A 17921-nucleotide genomic window follows, 5' to 3' on the forward strand; every position below is an offset into this window, starting at 1 on the left:
GAAAAGCATGCCCGCCGCAGCTTTCCTGTTGCAGAGGGAAAGCGGCGGCGGCAGGGACGCGGTGCCGCAGATCAGCGAGTGCGGTGGATGTGGCCGGCCTGCATGACCAGCGACAGGTGCTCGCCCTGCCCGGTCAGCAGCGTGATGTCCTGCAGCGGGTTGCCATCGACCACGATCAGGTCGGCCAGGGCGCCGCTACGCACGGTGCCCAGTTCGCCTTCGCGCTGGAGGATGGCGGCGGCGATCGAGGTCGCCGAACGGATGGTTTCCAGGTTGCCGAGGATCTCTGCGCGGATCAGGAATTCGGTCGACTGGTCCTGGTGCATCTCGCCCAGCAGGTCCGAGCCGAAGCCCATCTGTACGCCATGCTCGGCATAGATGCGCAGCGAGTCGCGGCCAGCCTGGCGCACCGATTCGATCTTGGCCACCGAGTCCGGCGGCAAACCCAGGCGGGCACCGTCGCGGGCCAGCGAGTCGTAGGTCACCAGCGTGGGCACCACGAAGGCGCCGTGCTCGCGCATGACGCGCGCAGCCTCGGCATCGACCAGGTTGCCGTGCTCGATGGTGCGCACGCCACAGCGCACGGCGCGGGCAATGGCGCGGCCGGTGTAGGCATGCGCCATCACGTAGGTCTGCGCGGCTTCGGCCTCGGCCACGATGGCACGGATTTCATCTTCGCTGTATTGCGTGTTGCCGATGGGATCGGTTGGCGAGGCGACGCCACCGGAGGCCATGATCTTGATCTGGGTGGCGCCCTTCTGCAATTCCTCGCGCGCGGCCAGGCGTACCGCATCCACCCCATCGGCCACCCGTGCAATGGCACCGGCGCGGAAGGCGCAGGAGCACGGCTCCAGCACGTCGGAACGCGGGCGGAAATCGCCATGGCCACCGGTCTGCGAGAGTGCCTTGCCCGACGGGAAGATGCGCGGACCCGGCACCAGGCCGATGGCGATGGCTTGCGCCAGGCCCCAGTCGGCACCGCCGGCATCGCGCACACTGGTGAAGCCGCGGTTCAACATGGCTTCGACGATGGGCAAGGCACGGATCGAGGTCAGCGAGCCGGGTTGCAAGGCGTTCAGGCCCAGGTTGGCCAGCGAAGCCAGCACGTGGACGTGGCAGTCGATCAGGCCGGGCATGACGGTCTTGCCGCTCACGTCGATCACGCGCGCGCCGCTCACCTCCAGCGGGGTGGAGGAAACTTCGGTAATGCGGTCTTTTTCGATCAGGACATCATGGCGCGGAAACAGGCTGCCCAGCGCCGGATCGAGGACGTTGCCGCCCTTGAGGAGAATCTTGGTCATGTCAGAAATCAGGTTTGTTGCAGGTACTGCGGCTCACGCACGAAGCGGGTGCCGACGAAGCTGATGGCAGCGGCGATCATCACGTAGAAGGCCGGGGCCATGGTGCTGCCGGTGGCGGCGATGAGCCAGGTGATGAAGAAGGAGGCGAATCCGCCGAAGATGGTCACGGCCAGGTTGTAGGCCACCGACAACCCGGTCGAGAGCACCTTGGCCGGGAACAGTTCGGAGAACGCCGCCAGGATGGGACCGGTATAGGCCGCAATCAGGGTGCCGAAGACCAGCTGGAAGATCAGCAGCGTCGACAGGCTGGGCGCGCTGTTGATGTAGGCAAACATGGGATAGGCCAGTACCAGGATCAGCGCAGCCGAGCCGGAGAGCAGCGGACGGCGTCCGATGCGGTCAGCCAGGCGTCCGACGATGGGTGCCAGCACCATGATGCAGAGCCCGCCCACCATGCCGGCGATGAACCCGGTCGTCTGCGGCAGCTTCAGGACCTTGACCGAGTAGGTCGGCATGTAGAACAGCAGAACATAAGTACAGACCGTCCACAGGATCACCATGGAAAAGCTGGCCGAGGTCTCGCGCGGGAAGTTGCGGATCACGTCCTTCAAGGGCGAATCGGTCTTGTCCTTTTCTTCGAGGAAGGTCGGGGTCTCTTCAAGGTGGTTGCGGATGTAGTATCCGACCGGACCGATCACGATGCCCAGCAGGAAAGGCAGGCGCCAGCCCCAGCTGGCCAGTGCCTGTGCATCCAGGCTGGCGGTAACGAAGGTACCCACCGCCGCACCCAGCAGCACGGCCACGCCGATGCTGGCCTGAATCCAGCTGGAGTAATAGGCGCGTTCACGCTCGGGGGCATATTCGGTCAGGAAGGCGGTGGCGCTACCCATTTCGCCACCGGCCGAGAAGCCTTGCAGCAGCCGCGCCAGGACGATGATGAGCGGCGCAAACAGGCCCACGCTGTCATAAGTCGGCGCCAGGCCGATCATGGTGGTGCCCACGGCCATGAGCAGGATGGTGACCGACAGCGCGGCCTTGCGCCCCACGCGGTCGGCGTAGATGCCCAGCAGGATGCCGCCCACCGGGCGCATGAAGAAACCGACACCGAAGGTGGCCACCGCCAGCAGCAGCGAGGTCAGGTCATTGCCGGTGGGGAAAAACAGCTTGGCGATGATCACCGCGAAGAAACTGTAGACGGTGAAATCGAACCATTCGAGACCATTGCCGATCACGGTCGCAATGATCGCGCGGCGGCGCTGGTGATTGGTCACCAGCGCAATCCCGTCGGCTGGTAATGTCGTTGTTTGCATGCTCTCCCCTCATGTCGGACGTTGAATGTTCGGCCGATGATAGGGTCAGCAAGGGGCAGGCGGAAATGATATCTGTGCATGCAGCCATGCTCTGGGCGCATGCGTCGGCAAATGATTTAGTGAATTATGCGATTAATTATATATATTATTTAAACCATTATTCGAGGCGCCGGAGAAAATGAAAAAAGCGCGTGCATTTCTGCACGCGCTTTTTTCGATGGGCTTATCGAGAAAATCGATAAGACGATCAGGCCTTCACTGCCGGCTCGGTATTGCGCAGGCGGATGTGCAGCTCGCGCAGCTGCTTCTCGTCCACTTCCGAAGGCGCATGGGTCAGCAGGCACTGGGCGCGCTGGGTCTTGGGGAAGGCGATCACGTCGCGAATCGATTCGGCACCGGCCATCATGGTGACCAGGCGATCCAGGCCGAAGGCGATGCCGCCGTGCGGGGGCGCGCCGTATTGCAGGGCGTCCAGCAGGAAGCCGAACTTCAGGCGGGCTTCTTCGTCATCGATCTTCAGGGCGCGGAACACCTTGCTCTGCACGTCGGCGCGGTGGATACGGACCGAGCCGCCGCCCAGTTCCCAGCCGTTCAGGACCATGTCGTAGGCCTTGGCGATGGCCGCACCCGGGTTGGTCGAGATGAAGTCTTCGTGGCCATCCTTGGGCGAGGTGAACGGGTGGTGCAGGGCCACCCAGCGCTGGCCGTCTTCGTCGTATTCGAACATGGGGAAGTCGACCACCCACAGCGGACGCCATGCGTCGTCGAACAGGCCGTTCTTCTTGCCGAATTCGCTGTGGCCGATCTTCACGCGCAGCGCGCCGATGGCGTCGTTGACCACCTTGGCCTTGTCGGCACCGAAGAAGATCAGGTCGCCGTCTTGTGCGCCGGTCTTCTCGATGATGGCGTTCAGGGCCGCATCGTGAATGTTCTTGACGATGGGCGACTGCAGGCCGTCACGACCCTTGGCCTTTTCATTGACCTTGATGTAGGCCAGGCCCTTGGCGCCGTAGATGGCGACGAACTGGGTGTAGGCGTCGATTTCCGAACGCGGCATTTCGGCACCGCCCGGCACGCGCAGGCCGACCACGCGGCCGCCTTCGCTGTTGGCCGCACCCGAGAAGACCTTGAAGTCCACGTCCTTCATGACATCGGTCAGCTCGGTGAATTCCAGCTTGACGCGCATGTCCGGCTTGTCCGAACCATACATGCCCATGGCGGTGGCGAAGTCCATCACCGGGAAGGGGTTCGGCAGGTCGATGTCCAGCGCGTTCTTGAAGACCAGGCGGATCATACCTTCGAACAGGTCACGGATTTCCTGTTCGTTGAGGAAGGAAGTTTCGCAGTCGATCTGAGTGAATTCGGGCTGGCGGTCAGCGCGCAGGTCTTCGTCGCGGAAGCACTTGGTGATCTGGTAGTAGCGGTCGAAGTTGGCCACCATCAGCAGCTGCTTGAACAGCTGGGGCGACTGCGGCAGGGCGAAGAATTCACCGGCGTTCACGCGCGAGGGCACCAGGTAGTCGCGGGCGCCTTCCGGGGTGGACTTGGTCAGCATCGGGGTTTCGATGTCGATGAAGCCTTGCGCATCCAGGAACTTGCGCACTTCCATGGCGACCTTGTAGCGCAGGCGCAGGTTGTTCTGCATCTGCGGACGACGCAGGTCCAGCACGCGGTGGGTCAGGCGGGTGGTTTCGGACAGGCTGTCGTCATCGAGCTGGAACGGCGGCGTCACCGACGGGTTCAGCACTTCCAGTTCGTGGCACAGCACTTCGATCTTGCCCGACTTCAGGTTGGCGTTGGTGGTGCCTTCCGGACGGTTGCGCACGAGACCGGTGATGCGCAGGCAGAACTCGTTGCGCACCGATTCGGCGTTCTTGAAGACGTCCGCGCGATCCGGGTCGCAGACCACCTGGACCAGGCCTTCACGGTCGCGCAAGTCGATGAAGATCACGCCGCCGTGATCGCGGCGACGGTGCACCCAGCCGCACAGGCTGACGGTTTGGCCGAGCAGTGCCTCGGTAGTGAGGCCACAGTATTGGGTTCGCATGGACATGGTTGTGATTCCGTTGACAGTGTTCTTGTTGAATTCGAAAGAGAAGACGCTAAGGGCGAAGGCGGGGCTGGCCGGGCAAGGAGCCGGTCGCCCCCTCAATTCTTCGGTGCCGCCGCGTCGGTGATGATCTTCTTGTCGGTGACCATCTCGGGGGCGACCACGCCCATGGAGACGATGTACTTCAGGGCTGCATCCACCGACATGTCGAGCTCGATGGCATCGGCACGCGGCAGCATCAGGAAGAAACCGGAAGTCGGGTTGGGCGTGGTGGGCACATACACGCTGATGAAGTCGCCCTGCAGATGGTTCTTGACTTCACCACCCGGCGCGCCGGTCAGGAAGGCGATGGTCCACGACCCCTGGCGCGGGTACTGGATCAGCACGGCCTTGCGGAAGGCGTTGCCGGAGGGCGAGAACAGCGTGTCGGAGACCTGCTTGACGCTGGAGTAGATCGACTTCACCACCGGGATGCGGGTCAGCATGCCTTCCCACAAGAGGACCAGGCGGCGACCGATGAAGTTGCGCGCGGCCAGGCCCGTGAGGAACACGATGAGCAAGGTCAGGATCGCGCCCAGGCCCGGGATGTTGTGGCCCAGCCAGTGCGCCGGCCGCCAGGCCTCCGGCAACAGCAGCAGCGACTGGTCCATGGTACTGATGATCAGGTTCAGCACCCACAGCGTGATGGCCAGGGGAACCAGGATCAGCAGACCCGTGATGAAGTATTTGCGCATGGGGGAAGGATGGCCTCGTTAGCTGGCGCTGGGGGTGGAGGGCGCCGCCGCAGGGGCCGCGGCAGGTGCAGGCGCAGGGGCCGCAGCAGCCGGCGCCGCAGCAGCGGGAGCATCCGCAGCAGGGGCCGGGGCGTCGGCGGAACCGGCGATGCCGGTGCCATTGGCACCCTTGCTGTTGGCCGAGCCACTGCCATTGCCCCGGAAATCGGTCACATACCAGCCCGAACCCTTCAACTGGAAGCCGGCCGCAGTCAACTGCTTGCGGAAACTGTCCTGGTGGCAGGAGGGGCAAACGGTCAACGCATCGTCAGAGATCTTCTGCAAAACATCCTTGGCAAAACCACACGCTTGGCAGCGATACGCGTAAATGGGCATGAAAACTCCGCAAAAAACTTCCAAAACCCTGAATTATAAAGGCTTTTGGCGGAGTTTTACTGAACCTGCCCGCGCGGGCGATGCGCTGACGCGACGGCCTGTACCGCCGCACCCGGCAAATATTTGCTTTTTGGAAATTTTATTCACCACCCTGCCCGGCCGGCGCTGCCTTTGCGGCTCAACTCTCCACCGGGGCGGCACGGCTGCTGCGCAGGGTGTCGAGAAATTCACTACACCACCAATGGACGTCAAACCGCCGGATGTTCTCCATCAGCGCGGCGTGGCGCTCGCGCCGTTCGCTCTGCGACATCTGCAGGGCCTGCTGAATCACCTGGGCGGCACCATGGGTGTCGTAGGGGTTGATGATGAGCGCCTGTTTCATCTGCTCGGCGGCCCCCGCAAAGCGCGACAGCACCAGCACGCCCGGATCGTCCGGATCCTGGGCGGCGACGAATTCCTTGGCCACCAGATTCATGCCATCGCGCAGGGGCGTGACCAGGGCCACGGCGCAGGCCCGGTACAGCCCGGGCAGCCGGCGGCGCGCCACGGTGCGGTGGATGTAGCGGATCGGCATCCAATCGAAGTCGCCGAAGTCGCCGTTGATGGAACCGCACAGGCTTTCCAGTTCGCGCTGGATGTCGCCGTAGGCTTCCACGTCCTCGCGGCTGGGTGAGGCGATCTGCAGCAAGGTGGCGCTGTGGCGGTTCTCCGGATACAGGCGCAGCAGCTCGCGGAAGGCGCGGATGCGCTGCGGCAGGCCCTTGGAGTAATCCAGCCGGTCCACGCCGATCAGCAGGCGCCGGCGTGAATACTCGGCCTTGGTACTTTCATAGGTATCGCGCGCCTCCCTGGCCTGACCCAGGCGCTGGAACTCGGCCACATCGATGCCGATCGGGAAGGCATTGGCATGCACCGTGCGGTTGAAGGCGCGGAACTGGTTGGGACCGACCGGCTCGGCGGTGGCTTCAGCCTGCACGTACTGGGCGAAGTGCTGCAGGTCGGCGTGGTTCTGGAAGCCCACCAGATCGTAGGCAAACAGTGCGCGCATGAGCCATTCATGCGAAGGGATGGCAGTCAGGATGGGCGGCGGCGGCAGCGGGATGTGCAGGAAGAAGCCGATGCGCGCCTCGCAGCCCATGGCGCGCAGTTCGGCGGCCAGCGGGATGAGGTGGTAATCGTGGATCCAGACGATGTCATCGCGCTTCAACAGCGGAAACAATTTACGCGCGAAGAGCTGATTGACCCGGCGATAACCGCCCAGGTGACCCGCCTCGAAATGCGCCAGGTCCAGCCGATAGTGAAACACCGGCCACAGCACGCCATTGGCGTAGCCGCGATAGTAGGCATCATGGTCTTCCTGCGACAGGTCGAGTTCGGCCAGGGTGACCGGGCCGGCCTGGTTGACGCGCAGCTCACCCTCGCCGGGCGTGCCGTTCTCGATGACCTTGCCGCTCCAGCCGAACCAGAGTCCGCCGGTCTTCTTGAGGGTTTCGCCCAGGGCAACGGCCAGACCGCCCGCAGCAGGCTTGCGTGGATCGGCAAGGCGATTGGAAACAACGACGAGTCTGGCCATCAGATTACCGCCTCCCAGGATGCCGACAGGCGCATCGCACAGTTGATGATGCCCACCATCGAATAGGTCTGCGGGAAATTGCCCCACATCTGGCGCGTGACCGGATGCGTGTCCTCGGACAGCAGGCCCAGGTGGTTGCGGGCATCCAGCATGGCCTGGAAGATCTCGCGCGCCTGCTCCTTGCGGCCGATGCGCGCCAGCGCGTCGATGCGCCAGAAGGTGCAGATGTTGAAAGCGGTCTCGGGACGGCCGAAGTCGTCCGGAGCCTCGTAGCGGCGCATGTAGGGGCCATCGCAGAGCGATTTCTCCAGCGCTTCCACGGTGGAGATGAAGCGCGGATCGGTAGGCGAAATCAGGCCCACTTCCACCATCAGCAACACGCTGGCATCCAGGTCGCGGCCGCCGAAGCTTTCGGCATAGGCCTGGCGTTGCTCGTTCCAGGCTTCGCTGAGGATGCGCTCGCCGATTTCCTTGGCCCGGTCGCCCCAGTAGCGGGCACGCTCGGGCAGGTCGACGCGCGCAGCGATCTTGGCCAGGCGGTCACAGGCGGCCCAGCTCATCAGTGCCGACGAGGTATGGATGCGCGAGCGCGTACGCAGCTCCCACATGCCGGCATCGGGCTGGTTGTAGACCTCGTAGGCGCGTTCGCCTACGGCTTCCAGATGCTGGAAGTGCTCGGCGCCGGCGCGATGATGCAGGCGCATGTCGTGGAAAGCCTGCGCCGCACCCAGCACGATGTTGCCGTAGACGTCATGCTGGAAATGCTCGTAAGCCTGGTTGCCCACGCGCACCGGCTGGTGGTGCTGGTAACCCGGCAGGTGGCCGAGGATCTGCTCGGGCAGCGCCTCTTCCAGGCCGATGCCATACAGGGGTTGCACATGGCCGCCACCGGAACGCACCACCACATTGGTCAGCCAGCGCAGGTAGTCCTCCATGGTGCCCAGCTCGGAGAGACTGTTGAGGGCACGCACCACGAAGAAAGCGTCACGCAGCCAGCAATAACGGTAGTCCCAGTTGCGCTGGCTGCCCGGTGCCTCGGGCACGCTGGTGGTCATGGCGGCAATGATGGCGCCGGTATCTTCATACACCGACAATTTCAGGGTGATGGCGGCACGGATGACCGCGTCCTGCCACTCCAGCGGGGTGGCCAGGGCGCGGCTCCAGTTGCGCCAATAGGCGGTGGTTTCCTGTTCGAAATCGCGGGCGGTATCGTTGATGCCGCCATGCAGAGTTTCATCCGGGCCGAGAATGAAGTTGTACGGGCGGCTGACCACGAAGGCGGTCTCGTCGACGATGTAGCTGATGGGCGCATCGGTATTGAGGCGCAGGGTCTGCTCCTGGCCGACATAGCGGATATGGTTGCTGCCGCGTGTCTGCGGCGGCACTTCGCGGCCCCAGTCGAACTTCGGACGCAGCACCACGCGCATGCGCGGTGCCCCCGAAAGCGGATGGATGCGGCGTACCAGTTGCAGCGGACGGAAGAAACGACCACGGCTCTGGAAGCGCGGCGCCAGGTCGGTGATCTCGATGCCCTGCCCCAGCGTGTCGTAGAGGCGGGTGCGCAGCACCGCGGTATTGGGTTCATACCACTGCTCGCTGTGGGAGAAATTCTCCAGCTGGAAAGACCACAGTGCGCCATTGTCGGTGGGATCGAGCAGGGCATTGAAGACCGGATCGCCGTCGAAGCGCGGCAGGCAGCACCAGACGATGCGGCCCATCTTGTCCACCAGGGCCGAGAAGGCGCAATTGCCGATCACGCCCAGCTCCAGCGAAGAGGTCGAGGGCAGATCATGGGCCTGGGCGGCCAGATGCGGTTGTTCGGAATGCTGCGTCTGGGAGTGCGGCTGCGGTTGCGACTCTTGCCGCGGATCGGGACTGGGCTGGCTCATGGTTCCTCGTGCTCTGTTCTGTGGATCAGATTTCTTGATGGAAGGCGATGTGCTGCGGGGGCCGGCAGGCATGCCGGCAATACGGTTCTCAGGAGTTGCTGCGCCCTTCCACGCTCTGGCGCAGCAGGTCCAGCACGGCGGCCGGATCGGCCAGGCGCTGCAAAGCCTGACTGGGACCGGTGCCGATCTTGATGCCAAGTCCGCCGAAGACCTCCCCCTGGGCGATGGCAAATCCGGCTTCATCGGTGACGTCATCGCCGATGAAGACAGGACGTCGGCCCCGGAAAGGCGCTTCATGCAGGAAGGCGGCGACGGCATCGCCCTTGTTGATGTGCGGCTTGGCCTCCACCACCATCTTGCCGTGCAGCAAGGTAAAGCCGGGTTCGTGGCGCAGCGCATCCATCATGGTTTCCACGCAGCGCTGCTCCAGATGGGCGGCGTGGCGGTAATGCAGCGCCAGGGCCCCGCGCTTGAGTTCAAGCTGCAAGCCGGCATGCGACTCGACCAGCGGCAGCAGGCGCTGGCGCAGATGATGCACGTCCGGCACCGGCTGCTGCAGGATGCGGCCATCCGCCGTGCGGCGCTCGGCACCATGCACGCCCGCCGCCGGCAGGCGTAGCGGGGCCAGGAAGAAGTCCAGTTGATCAAGCGGGCGGCCGCTGACGATGGCCAGCGCGCCGTCCGATTCTTGCTGGATGCGCTGCAGGAGCGTGATCAGCTGCGGCGGTACCACGATCTCTTCAGGCTGGGGCGCCAGGTCGACCAGGGTGCCGTCGAAGTCCAGAAACAACGCATCGGCAGCAACATCGTAGGGGCGAATGTGCTCAGTCATGCCATTTCAGGTTGATGTAAGGCAAATAAGTTCCGGCTTGATCTCGAATTATTGCCAATCATATATCAAATAAATTCGAACTTTCGGCGACGAACTTCTTTGACAGCAGCTGGCCCAGCAGTTCTGATGAGCTGGCGCAAAAAGACAAAACGGCCGCGCGGCAAGGCCGGGCGACCGTTTCAGTGCGGCAGGAGAGGGTCAGGACTGCATGCTGCCCTCGGCCGGGGCCACCGCCATGGGCGGAACCGGGGCCAGCACCTGGGGCATCAGGGAGCCGACCACCATGCCGCCGATGGAGACCAGCAGACCGGCCAGTTGGGGCGGCCACAGGCCATCCGGGGCCAGGTATTCCAGGGCAATCCAGGAGACCAGACCCAGCACCATGGCCATCAACGCGCCCTGGCGGGTGGCGCGCGGCCAGTACACGCCGAACGCCAGCGGCACGAAGGCGGCGACCAGAGTGACCTTGTAGGCATTCTCGACCATCTCGTAGATGCTGGACTGGCTGTTGAGGGCCAGCGAGGTCACGCCTACGGTAAAGAGCAGCACCACGGCGCGCATCGAGAAGAGGAATTCACGATCGTTCTTCCACGGGCGAATCTCCTTGAGGACGTTCTCGGTGAAGGTCACCGAGGGGGCCAGCAGTGTCGCACTGGCGCAGCTCTTGATGGCCGACAGCAGCGCGCCGAAGAACATCACCTGGGCGAATACCGGCATCTTTTCCATGATCAGGGTCGGGAGCACCAGCTGGGAGTCAGTTTCCAGCAGGCGCGAGACCATGGCCGGATCGATCAGCGTGGCCGAATAGGCCAGGAAGATCGGGATGAAGACGAAGAAGAAATAGATCACGCCCCCCAGCACCGAGGCATTGCGCGCCACGTTCTCGTTCTTGGAGGACATCACGCGCTGGAACACGTCCTGCTGCGGGATCGACCCCAGCATCATGGTGATCCAGGCGGCAAAGAACCAGAGCACGTCCTTCAGTTCGGCCGCCGGCCAGAAATTGAACTTGCCGGCCGCCGCCGCATGGGCGATGACCACTCCCGGCCCGCCGACCATGCCCGACACTTCATATCCGATGTAGAGCATACCGACCACCACGATGATCATCTGCAGGAAGTCGGTGATGGCAACGGCCCACATGCCCCCCATCAGGGTATAGATCAGCACGCTACCGGCACCGATGATCATGCCCCAGTGCATGGGAATGTAGCCACCCGAGACGACATTGAAAACCAGCCCCAGCGCCTTGATCTGTGCGGCCACCCAGCCCAGGTAGGAAATGACGATGCAGATCGTGACCAGCATTTCGGCAGCGCGACCGAAGCGCTTCTTGTAATAGTCGCCGATGGTCAGCAGATTCATGCGGTAGAGCCGCTTGGCGAAGAAAACGCCAACCAGGATCAGGCACAGGGAGGAGCCGAAGGGATCGGCCACGATACCGCCCAAGCCCTCCTGAAGGAAGGTCGAGGACACGCCCAGCACGGCCTCGGACCCGAACCAGGTCGCAAAGACGGTCGCGGTCACCACCGACATCGGCAGCGAACGGCCGGCCACGGCGTAGTCCTTCGAACTCTTCACATAGCGGGTGGCATACAAGCCGATTCCGACCGAGATGACCCAATAGAGGACGACGAACCAGAGCAGTGCATTCATGCCTTTTTCCTTGCAGGGGGGGTAAGAAAAACGCGCATTATAGCGGCAACTTCCTCGCGCAAAGCCGCTTGCGGCAAGACTTTTCATCTGTCGCCGTCAGGCCACAGCCGCGCTGGCCAGCCAGTACGGACGGTCTGCTGCGCAAGCAAGAATTGCTCCTGCCCGCAGGCGGCCGGCATTGAAGATGTTGTCAGGGAGGATTGAAGCGGAAGTGAAGCCTGCTGCACCACCGGAGCGGCAGCGCAGCAGAGGAGGATTCAGGCGCCTTCGTTGTTGCGCTCGTAGGAGGGGCAGCCGTTCTTGCCCCAGCTGCCGTCGCACAGCTTCCACAGGCAGCGTTCCCGTGCAAACACCGACAGCGCGCTGCATTGCCTGACCTGCTCGGCCAGGGTCGGCAGGGACGGCACCTGGACCACGTCCGGCGCTGGCGCCACGGCCTGGGCGCGTTCCGCCTTGGCGCGGGCCTTGGCCAGTTGCGCCTCGGCCTCGCGACGACGCTGCTCGCGCAGGGCCAGGGCGGCATCCTCGCGGCGATGGCGGGATTCAGCCGCGGCACGCTTCTGGGCCAGTTGATGGGCGCGCTCGTCGGCTTCCAGTTGCAACTGAGCAATCACTTCGGGGCCGGGGGCGTCGCTGGCGCTGGCGGCCACCGGATCGGCGCTGACCACCGGGGCCAGCGGCTCGGGCGGGGCGGATCTGGACTGGGGTGGCAATGGCTGCATGACCGGCTTGAGCGCGCGCTGGGGCCAATGCGTACCCAGCCAAAGGGCCAGCCCGATGATGGCCAGGGTCAGCAACGAGACCAGCAAGGCCCCCCGCATCGATGCCTGCGGCTGCGCCTGGCTGCGCGGCCCGCGTGCGCTGCGGCGGGCCATGGGTGCTGGCTCTTGCTGCGCCGACGCCTCCGCGACGGCTTGTTCGATCGGCTGGCTGGCACTGGTGGCCGAGGTGGCCACGGCCGCGGTAACCGCCGCGGCGGCCACGGCTGCGGCGGTGATGTGCGAGGCACGCACTTCGAGTTCCTCCTCGCTCAGTACCTGTGGCACCGTGGCCGTGCGCGCGGGTGCATGCGCTTGACCGGCATGCGGCGCATGCGCGCACACACCCTCGCTGGCGGCGCGCCGGTCGCGATCTTCCCCTGAACGCTCCAGAACTTGCATTGGAATTCCCCTGTTTGCGCTACCGGCCACCCTCCTGGCGGCCCTGGTGTGCTCCCTCACGTCCGTGTTTGCTTGCCTGGTCTCCAGAAGCGGGTAACTTCACCCCAAGGCATGTTTTGATGCTGCGTTTGTTTTTTGGACGGATGGCTATTTTGCGCCGAAATTTCTGAAAGGCAAAACAAAAATGCGGCTATGCAAAAAATATCTGCATCCCAAGCCGGACGGGACTTGCCGGGCTATCAAGAAACGATGTGCAAAAAGAAACGGCAGCCCCGTTTCCAGGACTGCCGCTTGACATGCCGACAACAAGATTGGCTCAGTCGACGATCTTTTCCAGTGCAAACAGATCTGCCGGATTCTCGCGCGCACGGACCAGGTGGACTTGCGCGCCATCGACCAGCACCTCGGCCGCCCGGCCGCGGGTGTTGTAGTTGGAGGCCATGGTCATGCCGTAGGCGCCGGCCGACATCAGTGCCAGCAGATCGCCCTGGTCGATGGCCAGTTCGCGCGAGCGGGCCAGCCAGTCGCCGGATTCACATACCGGGCCGACGACGTCGTAGATGCGGGGCTGGCCGGCGTTTTCCTTCACTGTCTTGACGCCATGCCAGGCTTCGTACATGGCCGGACGCATCAGATCGTTCATGGCGGCATCGACCACGGCGAAGTTTTTTTCTTCACCATGCTTGAGGTATTGCACCTCGGTCAGCAACAGGCCGGCATTGCCGACCACCGAGCGACCCGGCTCGAACATGACCTGGATGGGACGGCCCTGGTACTTGCTGGCACGCCAGGCATCGACGCGGGCGAACACGCGCGCCAGGTAATCACCGATGGCCACCGGCTGCTCGTCGTCGTAACGGATACCGATGCCGCCGCCGATGTCGAGGTGGTGAATCGGAATGCCCTCGGCTTCCAGCGCGTCGACCATGTCGATGATCTTCTCCAGCGCTTCCAGCAGCGGCGAGTCGTCCAGCAGCTGCGAGCCGATGTGGCAGTCGATGCCCACCACTTCGATGTTGGGCAGGGCGGCAGCGGCGCGGTAGCAGTTCAGCGCATCTTCATAGGCCACGCCGAACTTGTTTTCCTTCAGGCCGGTGGAGATGTAGGGATGGGTCTTGGCGTCCACGTTGGGATTGACGCGCAGCGAGATGCGCGCACGCTTGCCCAGTGCACCGGCCACTTCGTTCAGGCGCGCCACTTCGGGGATGGATTCGACGTTGAAGCAGAGGATGTCGTGCTCCAGCGCCAGCTTCATTTCGTCGCGGCCCTTGCCCACGCCCGAGAAGATCACCTTGCGCGCATCGCCGCCGGCGGCCACCACGCGCAGCAGTTCGCCGCCGGAAACGATGTCGAAGCCCGAACCCAGCTTGCCCAGCAGGTTCAGCACCGCCAGGTTGGAATTGGACTTGACCGAGTAGCACACCAGGGCGCCGCCCTTGGCACCGTCGGTGCGGCCTGCCGCGCGGCAGGCATCGGCATAGGCCGAGAAATTCTGCACCAACGCTGCCCTGGAATAGACATAGAGCGGGGTGCCGAACTGTTCAGCCAGCGCTTGCAGGGAGACATCTTCGGCGTGCAGCACGCCGTTGCGATAGGAGAAGTGGGACATGGGGTTCCAGAAAGGTCAGCGCAAAGATCAGCGGAAAAATCGGTTCGACAAGGAAATCCGGCGCGGTCCCTCCTTCATGCTTTTTGGGGGACCGGCCGCGATGCAGCCAGATGTTTCAGTCCGGCATCATCGTTTGGGCGTGTCGGCGGAGGTGTCGGCAGAGACCGCGCCCTCCTGGCCGGCCGCCTTGTCCTTGGCCGGAGCGACCGGCTGGGTGCGCACGAACGGGTCGGGCGGCACCTTGGGCATGTACAGCGGACCTTTCTGGCCGCAACCGGCCAGCATCAGGACGGCGGCGCACAGCGCCAGGGAAGCTGCACAACGGAAGGGAGAATGGGGTGACTTCACGATAAAATGACGGATTACATCGAAATCTTAGAATGACTTGGAGTGTAGCATGACCGAATCGGAATTCCTGGACCTGGCTGACGCCACCCTCAACGCCATCGAGACGGCCCTGGAAGACGCCTGCGACGCCAGTGAGCTGGACGTGGAATGCAGTCGCAGCGGCAACGTGCTGGAAATCGAATGCGTGGACAATGGTTCCAAGATCATCATCAACAGCCAGGCCCCCATGCAGGAAATGTGGCTGGCCGCGCGCTCCGGCGGCTTCCACTACAAATATGACGGCCGACACTGGCTCAACACCCGCGATGGCAGCGAGCTTTACGCCACACTGTCGGAAGTGGTCAGCAGCCAGGCGGGCGTACCCGTCACCATCCAGCCCTGAGCCGGCGCGGCGCCGGTCCGTGCATCCTGCCGCTGCGGCGGCTGCCTGCCCGTGCGCCCTTCCGACTTGCACCGTCCAAGACAATCAACCTGCAGCATTCATGCGTCGATCCCTCCGACATCCTGCCTTCCTGTTCCTGCAGCGCGGACTGGCGCGCCTGCGCTGGATCCTGGTGCTGACCTTGCTGGCCGTGGCCGCAGCACTGCTGCTGCCGCCGCTGGTGGCACGCTTGAACCATGACCACAGCCCCCAAACCCTGGCAGCCGAAAAAGACCTGCAGGCCATTGCCGCAGGCCTTGAGCGCTATCGCCAGGACAACGGTCGCTACCCCAGTGGCGCCCAGGGCCTGCTGGCGCTGGTGATCAAGCCCACGCGGCCGCCCGTGCCGGGCAACTGGCAGATCGGCGGCTACGTCGATCGCCTGCCGCGCGACCCCTGGGGCAACTCCTACCAATACGGGGCCGATGATGAGGGCAGTCGCTACGAACTCTATTCTTTCGGCGCAGCTGGCCCGGATGGCGGTGCCGATGGCGAGCAGGTCATCAGCCTGCACTGAGCTTGTGCCACGGGCGGCCGGCGCCGCCCGGAGTCTTTCTCAGGGCCTGTTCAGGCCACATCCGGGAAGGCCGTGCGCAGCCGGTACTGACGCTGCCGGTAATTGCCTTCGGGACCGCTGAACCCACAGTCGACGTCGCCGAACAGACGGCTCACGCGGTTGATGGCCGCACGCTGGGCTTCGGTCTGCACCGCGATCAGGCGACGTTTGCTGCGGGCATGATGAGCGCAGATGTCGACCACCAGACAGTGCCCGTAATCAGCCTGCTTGATGTCGATGAGCAGCGCTTCCGGCTTGGTCAGCCCAAAGATGGCCGCCAGCTCGATGCGGGCACTGAGGAAGGGATTGCTGTTGCGCAGGCGCTCGCTGAGCTGCTGGCGTGCCTGCAGCGCCCATGACGGGCCCTGCTCCTGGACCGTGAAGGCGTGCAAGGCTTGCATCGCAGCTGCATCGCCCTGGCTGGCGGCCTGCTGCCACCAGTACAGGGCCTTGACGTCATGCAGGGGATCATCACGGCGATTGCGCCAGAAGATCTGTGCCAGCTCGCACTGCGCTTGCACCAATCCCGCTTCGGCGGCCTTCTCCAGATATTGCTGGGCCACCTGCAGATTGCGCTGCGAATAGATCGAGCGCGAATAGATACGCGCCAGTGCATGCCATGCCTGAGCCGCACCGCCCTCCCCGGCCAACAGCAACCAGTGCAGTGCCTTCTTGAAATTGGCCAGGCCTTGTTCCATGAACACCCGATTGCCGGCACGGTCAATCTTGGCGCACAACAGGCCCAACTCCAGGCGCGCCTCGACATTGCCGGCCAGCGCCGCCAGTTCGAACAGGCGCAGCAGCTGGCCCAGGTCAGGTTGCTGCGTACCCGCCTGCCACTGACCATAACGCAGCAGCAGCGTAGCCTCCTCGCTGTTGAGCCGGACCAGCCCGGCACCGTCGCTCTCTTTCTCCAGCTGCGCCAGCGCGGCGCTGTTGCGCTCCATCAGGCGCTTGACCAGTATCGCGGCACCGCGCGCGAAGGCCGCACCCTGGCCCTGCTGCCAGGCCTTGTCCAGCAGGGCGTACTGCGCCTGCTCGATGCCCGCACGGGCGGCTTCGCGTACCAGGTTCTCCTCGACCGCCGAGGCCGCCAGGCCAGGCACCATGGGCTGCCCGTGACGCTGCATCTGCTGCGCCAGCAGCCATTGAGCCTCGTGATCGTCGCGGCTGGCCAGCAAGGACAATGCAGCAATGGCGCGAGCATGGGTATTGCTGTCGAACTGTGCGGTGTGCTCCAGCACCAGGCGCGCGAAGATCACGCCAGCCTGCGGCACGCCCGCTTCAAACGCCTTCTCGTACCAGATGGCCGCTTCCTGGGGCGAGGACAATTCCTTGACCTGCTCATAGGTGATATTGCGGCCGATGATCATCCACGCATCATCGACCCCCTGTTGCGCAGCGCGGCGCAGCCAGTAGAAGGCCGTTCCCTTGCTGCGCGGCAGTCCGCTGCCGCCGCTCAGGTAGCGCCGGCCCAGGGCCAGCTGTGCGCGCGATTCACCGGCGCGGGCGGCCTTGATGACGGCCAGTTCTTCTCTCGTTGCCATGTTCTTGTTCCTTTCTCAGCAAGCCCGACAGTCAAAAGCTGCAGGCAAAAACATCCCCGCTGGCGCAGCAGGCTGCGTCAGTCCGGTGTGCATCAAAAACTAAGTATTTGAATGCGACCCGCCAGTGCATGAGTGGGCGGTGCGATGCGCGGGTCATGGATGAGGATGAACTCGACGCGCATCGAAATAGCGCTCTTATTAGAGCAGTGCGCTGCAAAAAAGTGCGCAATGACGAGAGCTTATTACGCTTTCTTTACTGACATCAAGACCCGCTACCAGTAAGGGTTTCGTCAGCATTTGACGATGCTAAAGCGAGCTTTTTGCGGTGCCACAAACGGCCTTCCAGCGTGGCCGCGCGCCGCCAGGCGCACCAAATTGGTTTGGAATGCGAGGAAGAAAATCGGGACGCCACGAAAATGGTGCATTCGTGCGCGGCGGAGAAAACACTGTTACAGAAACTAACAAAATGAAACGCCCTGCACACATGAAAAAAGCGCCGCATGAACCTCATGCGGCGCTTCTCTTGCTCTGTTGCAGATCAAACTGCGCCGCCGGGAAGA

At 63.7% G+C, this 17921-nt stretch carries 15 protein-coding genes; 2 read left to right on the forward strand and 13 right to left on the reverse strand.

Annotated features, from left to right (window positions below; translation table 11 throughout):
• Positions 1-71: 71 nt before the first annotated feature.
• From HNO82_RS05305 to lptM, 12 genes are all read right to left on the reverse strand, one after another.
• Positions 72-1301, reverse strand: coding sequence for a metal-dependent hydrolase family protein (locus HNO82_RS05305; protein WP_175342980.1), 1230 nt, complete (start codon positions 1299-1301; stop codon positions 72-74).
• A gap of 8 nt (positions 1302-1309) precedes the next feature.
• Positions 1310-2611: an MFS transporter gene (locus HNO82_RS05310; protein WP_008334331.1), complete on the reverse strand. Its 1302-nt coding sequence runs from the start codon at positions 2609-2611 to the stop codon at positions 1310-1312.
• Positions 2612-2858: 247 nt separating this feature from the next.
• Positions 2859-4664, reverse strand: a complete 1806-nt coding sequence (aspS, locus tag HNO82_RS05315) for an aspartate--tRNA ligase (protein WP_112068518.1) — start codon at positions 4662-4664, stop codon at positions 2859-2861.
• Between the two features lie 95 nt (positions 4665-4759).
• Positions 4760-5395 (reverse strand): DUF502 domain-containing protein, encoded by a 636-nt coding sequence (locus HNO82_RS05320; RefSeq protein ID WP_175342981.1) that lies wholly within the window; start codon positions 5393-5395, stop codon positions 4760-4762.
• 18 nt (positions 5396-5413) lie between these two features.
• Positions 5414-5770, reverse strand: coding sequence for an FmdB family zinc ribbon protein (locus HNO82_RS05325; RefSeq protein ID WP_034351585.1), 357 nt, complete (start codon positions 5768-5770; stop codon positions 5414-5416).
• A gap of 178 nt (positions 5771-5948) precedes the next feature.
• Positions 5949-7343: an alpha,alpha-trehalose-phosphate synthase (UDP-forming) gene (gene otsA / locus HNO82_RS05330; protein ID WP_175342982.1), complete on the reverse strand. Its 1395-nt coding sequence runs from the start codon at positions 7341-7343 to the stop codon at positions 5949-5951.
• On the reverse strand, positions 7343-9232 hold the full coding sequence (locus tag HNO82_RS05335; protein WP_008334315.1) for a glycoside hydrolase family 15 protein: 1890 nt from the start codon (positions 9230-9232) through the stop codon (positions 7343-7345). Before HNO82_RS05335 ends, otsA begins: the two co-directional genes overlap by 1 nt.
• An 88-nt stretch (positions 9233-9320) precedes the next feature.
• Positions 9321-10064 carry a trehalose-phosphatase gene (gene otsB, locus HNO82_RS05340; RefSeq protein WP_008334313.1) on the reverse strand — a complete coding sequence of 248 codons (744 nt, stop codon included), beginning with the start codon at positions 10062-10064 and terminating at the stop codon, positions 9321-9323.
• 198 nt (positions 10065-10262) lie between these two features.
• On the reverse strand, positions 10263-11720 hold the full coding sequence (locus HNO82_RS05345) for a high affinity choline transporter 1 (protein ID WP_008334310.1): 1458 nt from the start codon (positions 11718-11720) through the stop codon (positions 10263-10265).
• Positions 11721-11977: 257 nt separating this feature from the next.
• Positions 11978-12880 (reverse strand): phage tail protein, encoded by a 903-nt coding sequence (locus HNO82_RS05350; protein ID WP_175342983.1) that lies wholly within the window; start codon positions 12878-12880, stop codon positions 11978-11980.
• A gap of 316 nt (positions 12881-13196) precedes the next feature.
• Positions 13197-14489 carry a diaminopimelate decarboxylase gene (gene lysA / locus HNO82_RS05355; protein ID WP_175342984.1) on the reverse strand — a complete coding sequence of 431 codons (1293 nt, stop codon included), beginning with the start codon at positions 14487-14489 and terminating at the stop codon, positions 13197-13199.
• Positions 14490-14615: 126 nt separating this feature from the next.
• A complete protein-coding gene (gene lptM, locus HNO82_RS05360) occupies positions 14616-14837 on the reverse strand; it encodes an LPS translocon maturation chaperone LptM (protein ID WP_034351583.1) in 222 nt (73 codons plus the stop codon).
• Between the two features lie 49 nt (positions 14838-14886).
• Here lptM and cyaY point away from each other — a divergent pair, with 49 nt between their 5' ends.
• Positions 14887-15219, forward strand: coding sequence for an iron donor protein CyaY (gene cyaY / locus HNO82_RS05365; protein WP_175342985.1), 333 nt, complete (start codon positions 14887-14889; stop codon positions 15217-15219).
• A gap of 100 nt (positions 15220-15319) precedes the next feature.
• Entirely contained in the window at positions 15320-15775 is a 456-nt protein-coding gene (gspG, locus tag HNO82_RS05370; RefSeq protein ID WP_008334298.1) for a type II secretion system major pseudopilin GspG, read from the forward strand.
• 50 nt (positions 15776-15825) lie between these two features.
• Here gspG and HNO82_RS05375 read toward each other — a convergent pair whose 3' ends face one another.
• The gene (locus HNO82_RS05375; protein WP_175342986.1) at positions 15826-17361 is read right to left on the reverse strand and encodes a tetratricopeptide repeat protein; all 1536 of its coding nucleotides are present in this window, start codon (positions 17359-17361) and stop codon (positions 15826-15828) included.
• Positions 17362-17921: the final 560 nt, after the last annotated feature.

Source organism: Herbaspirillum sp. C9C3, from assembly GCF_013359625.1.
Classification (GTDB): Bacteria; Pseudomonadota; Gammaproteobacteria; order Burkholderiales; family Burkholderiaceae_D; genus Herbaspirillum.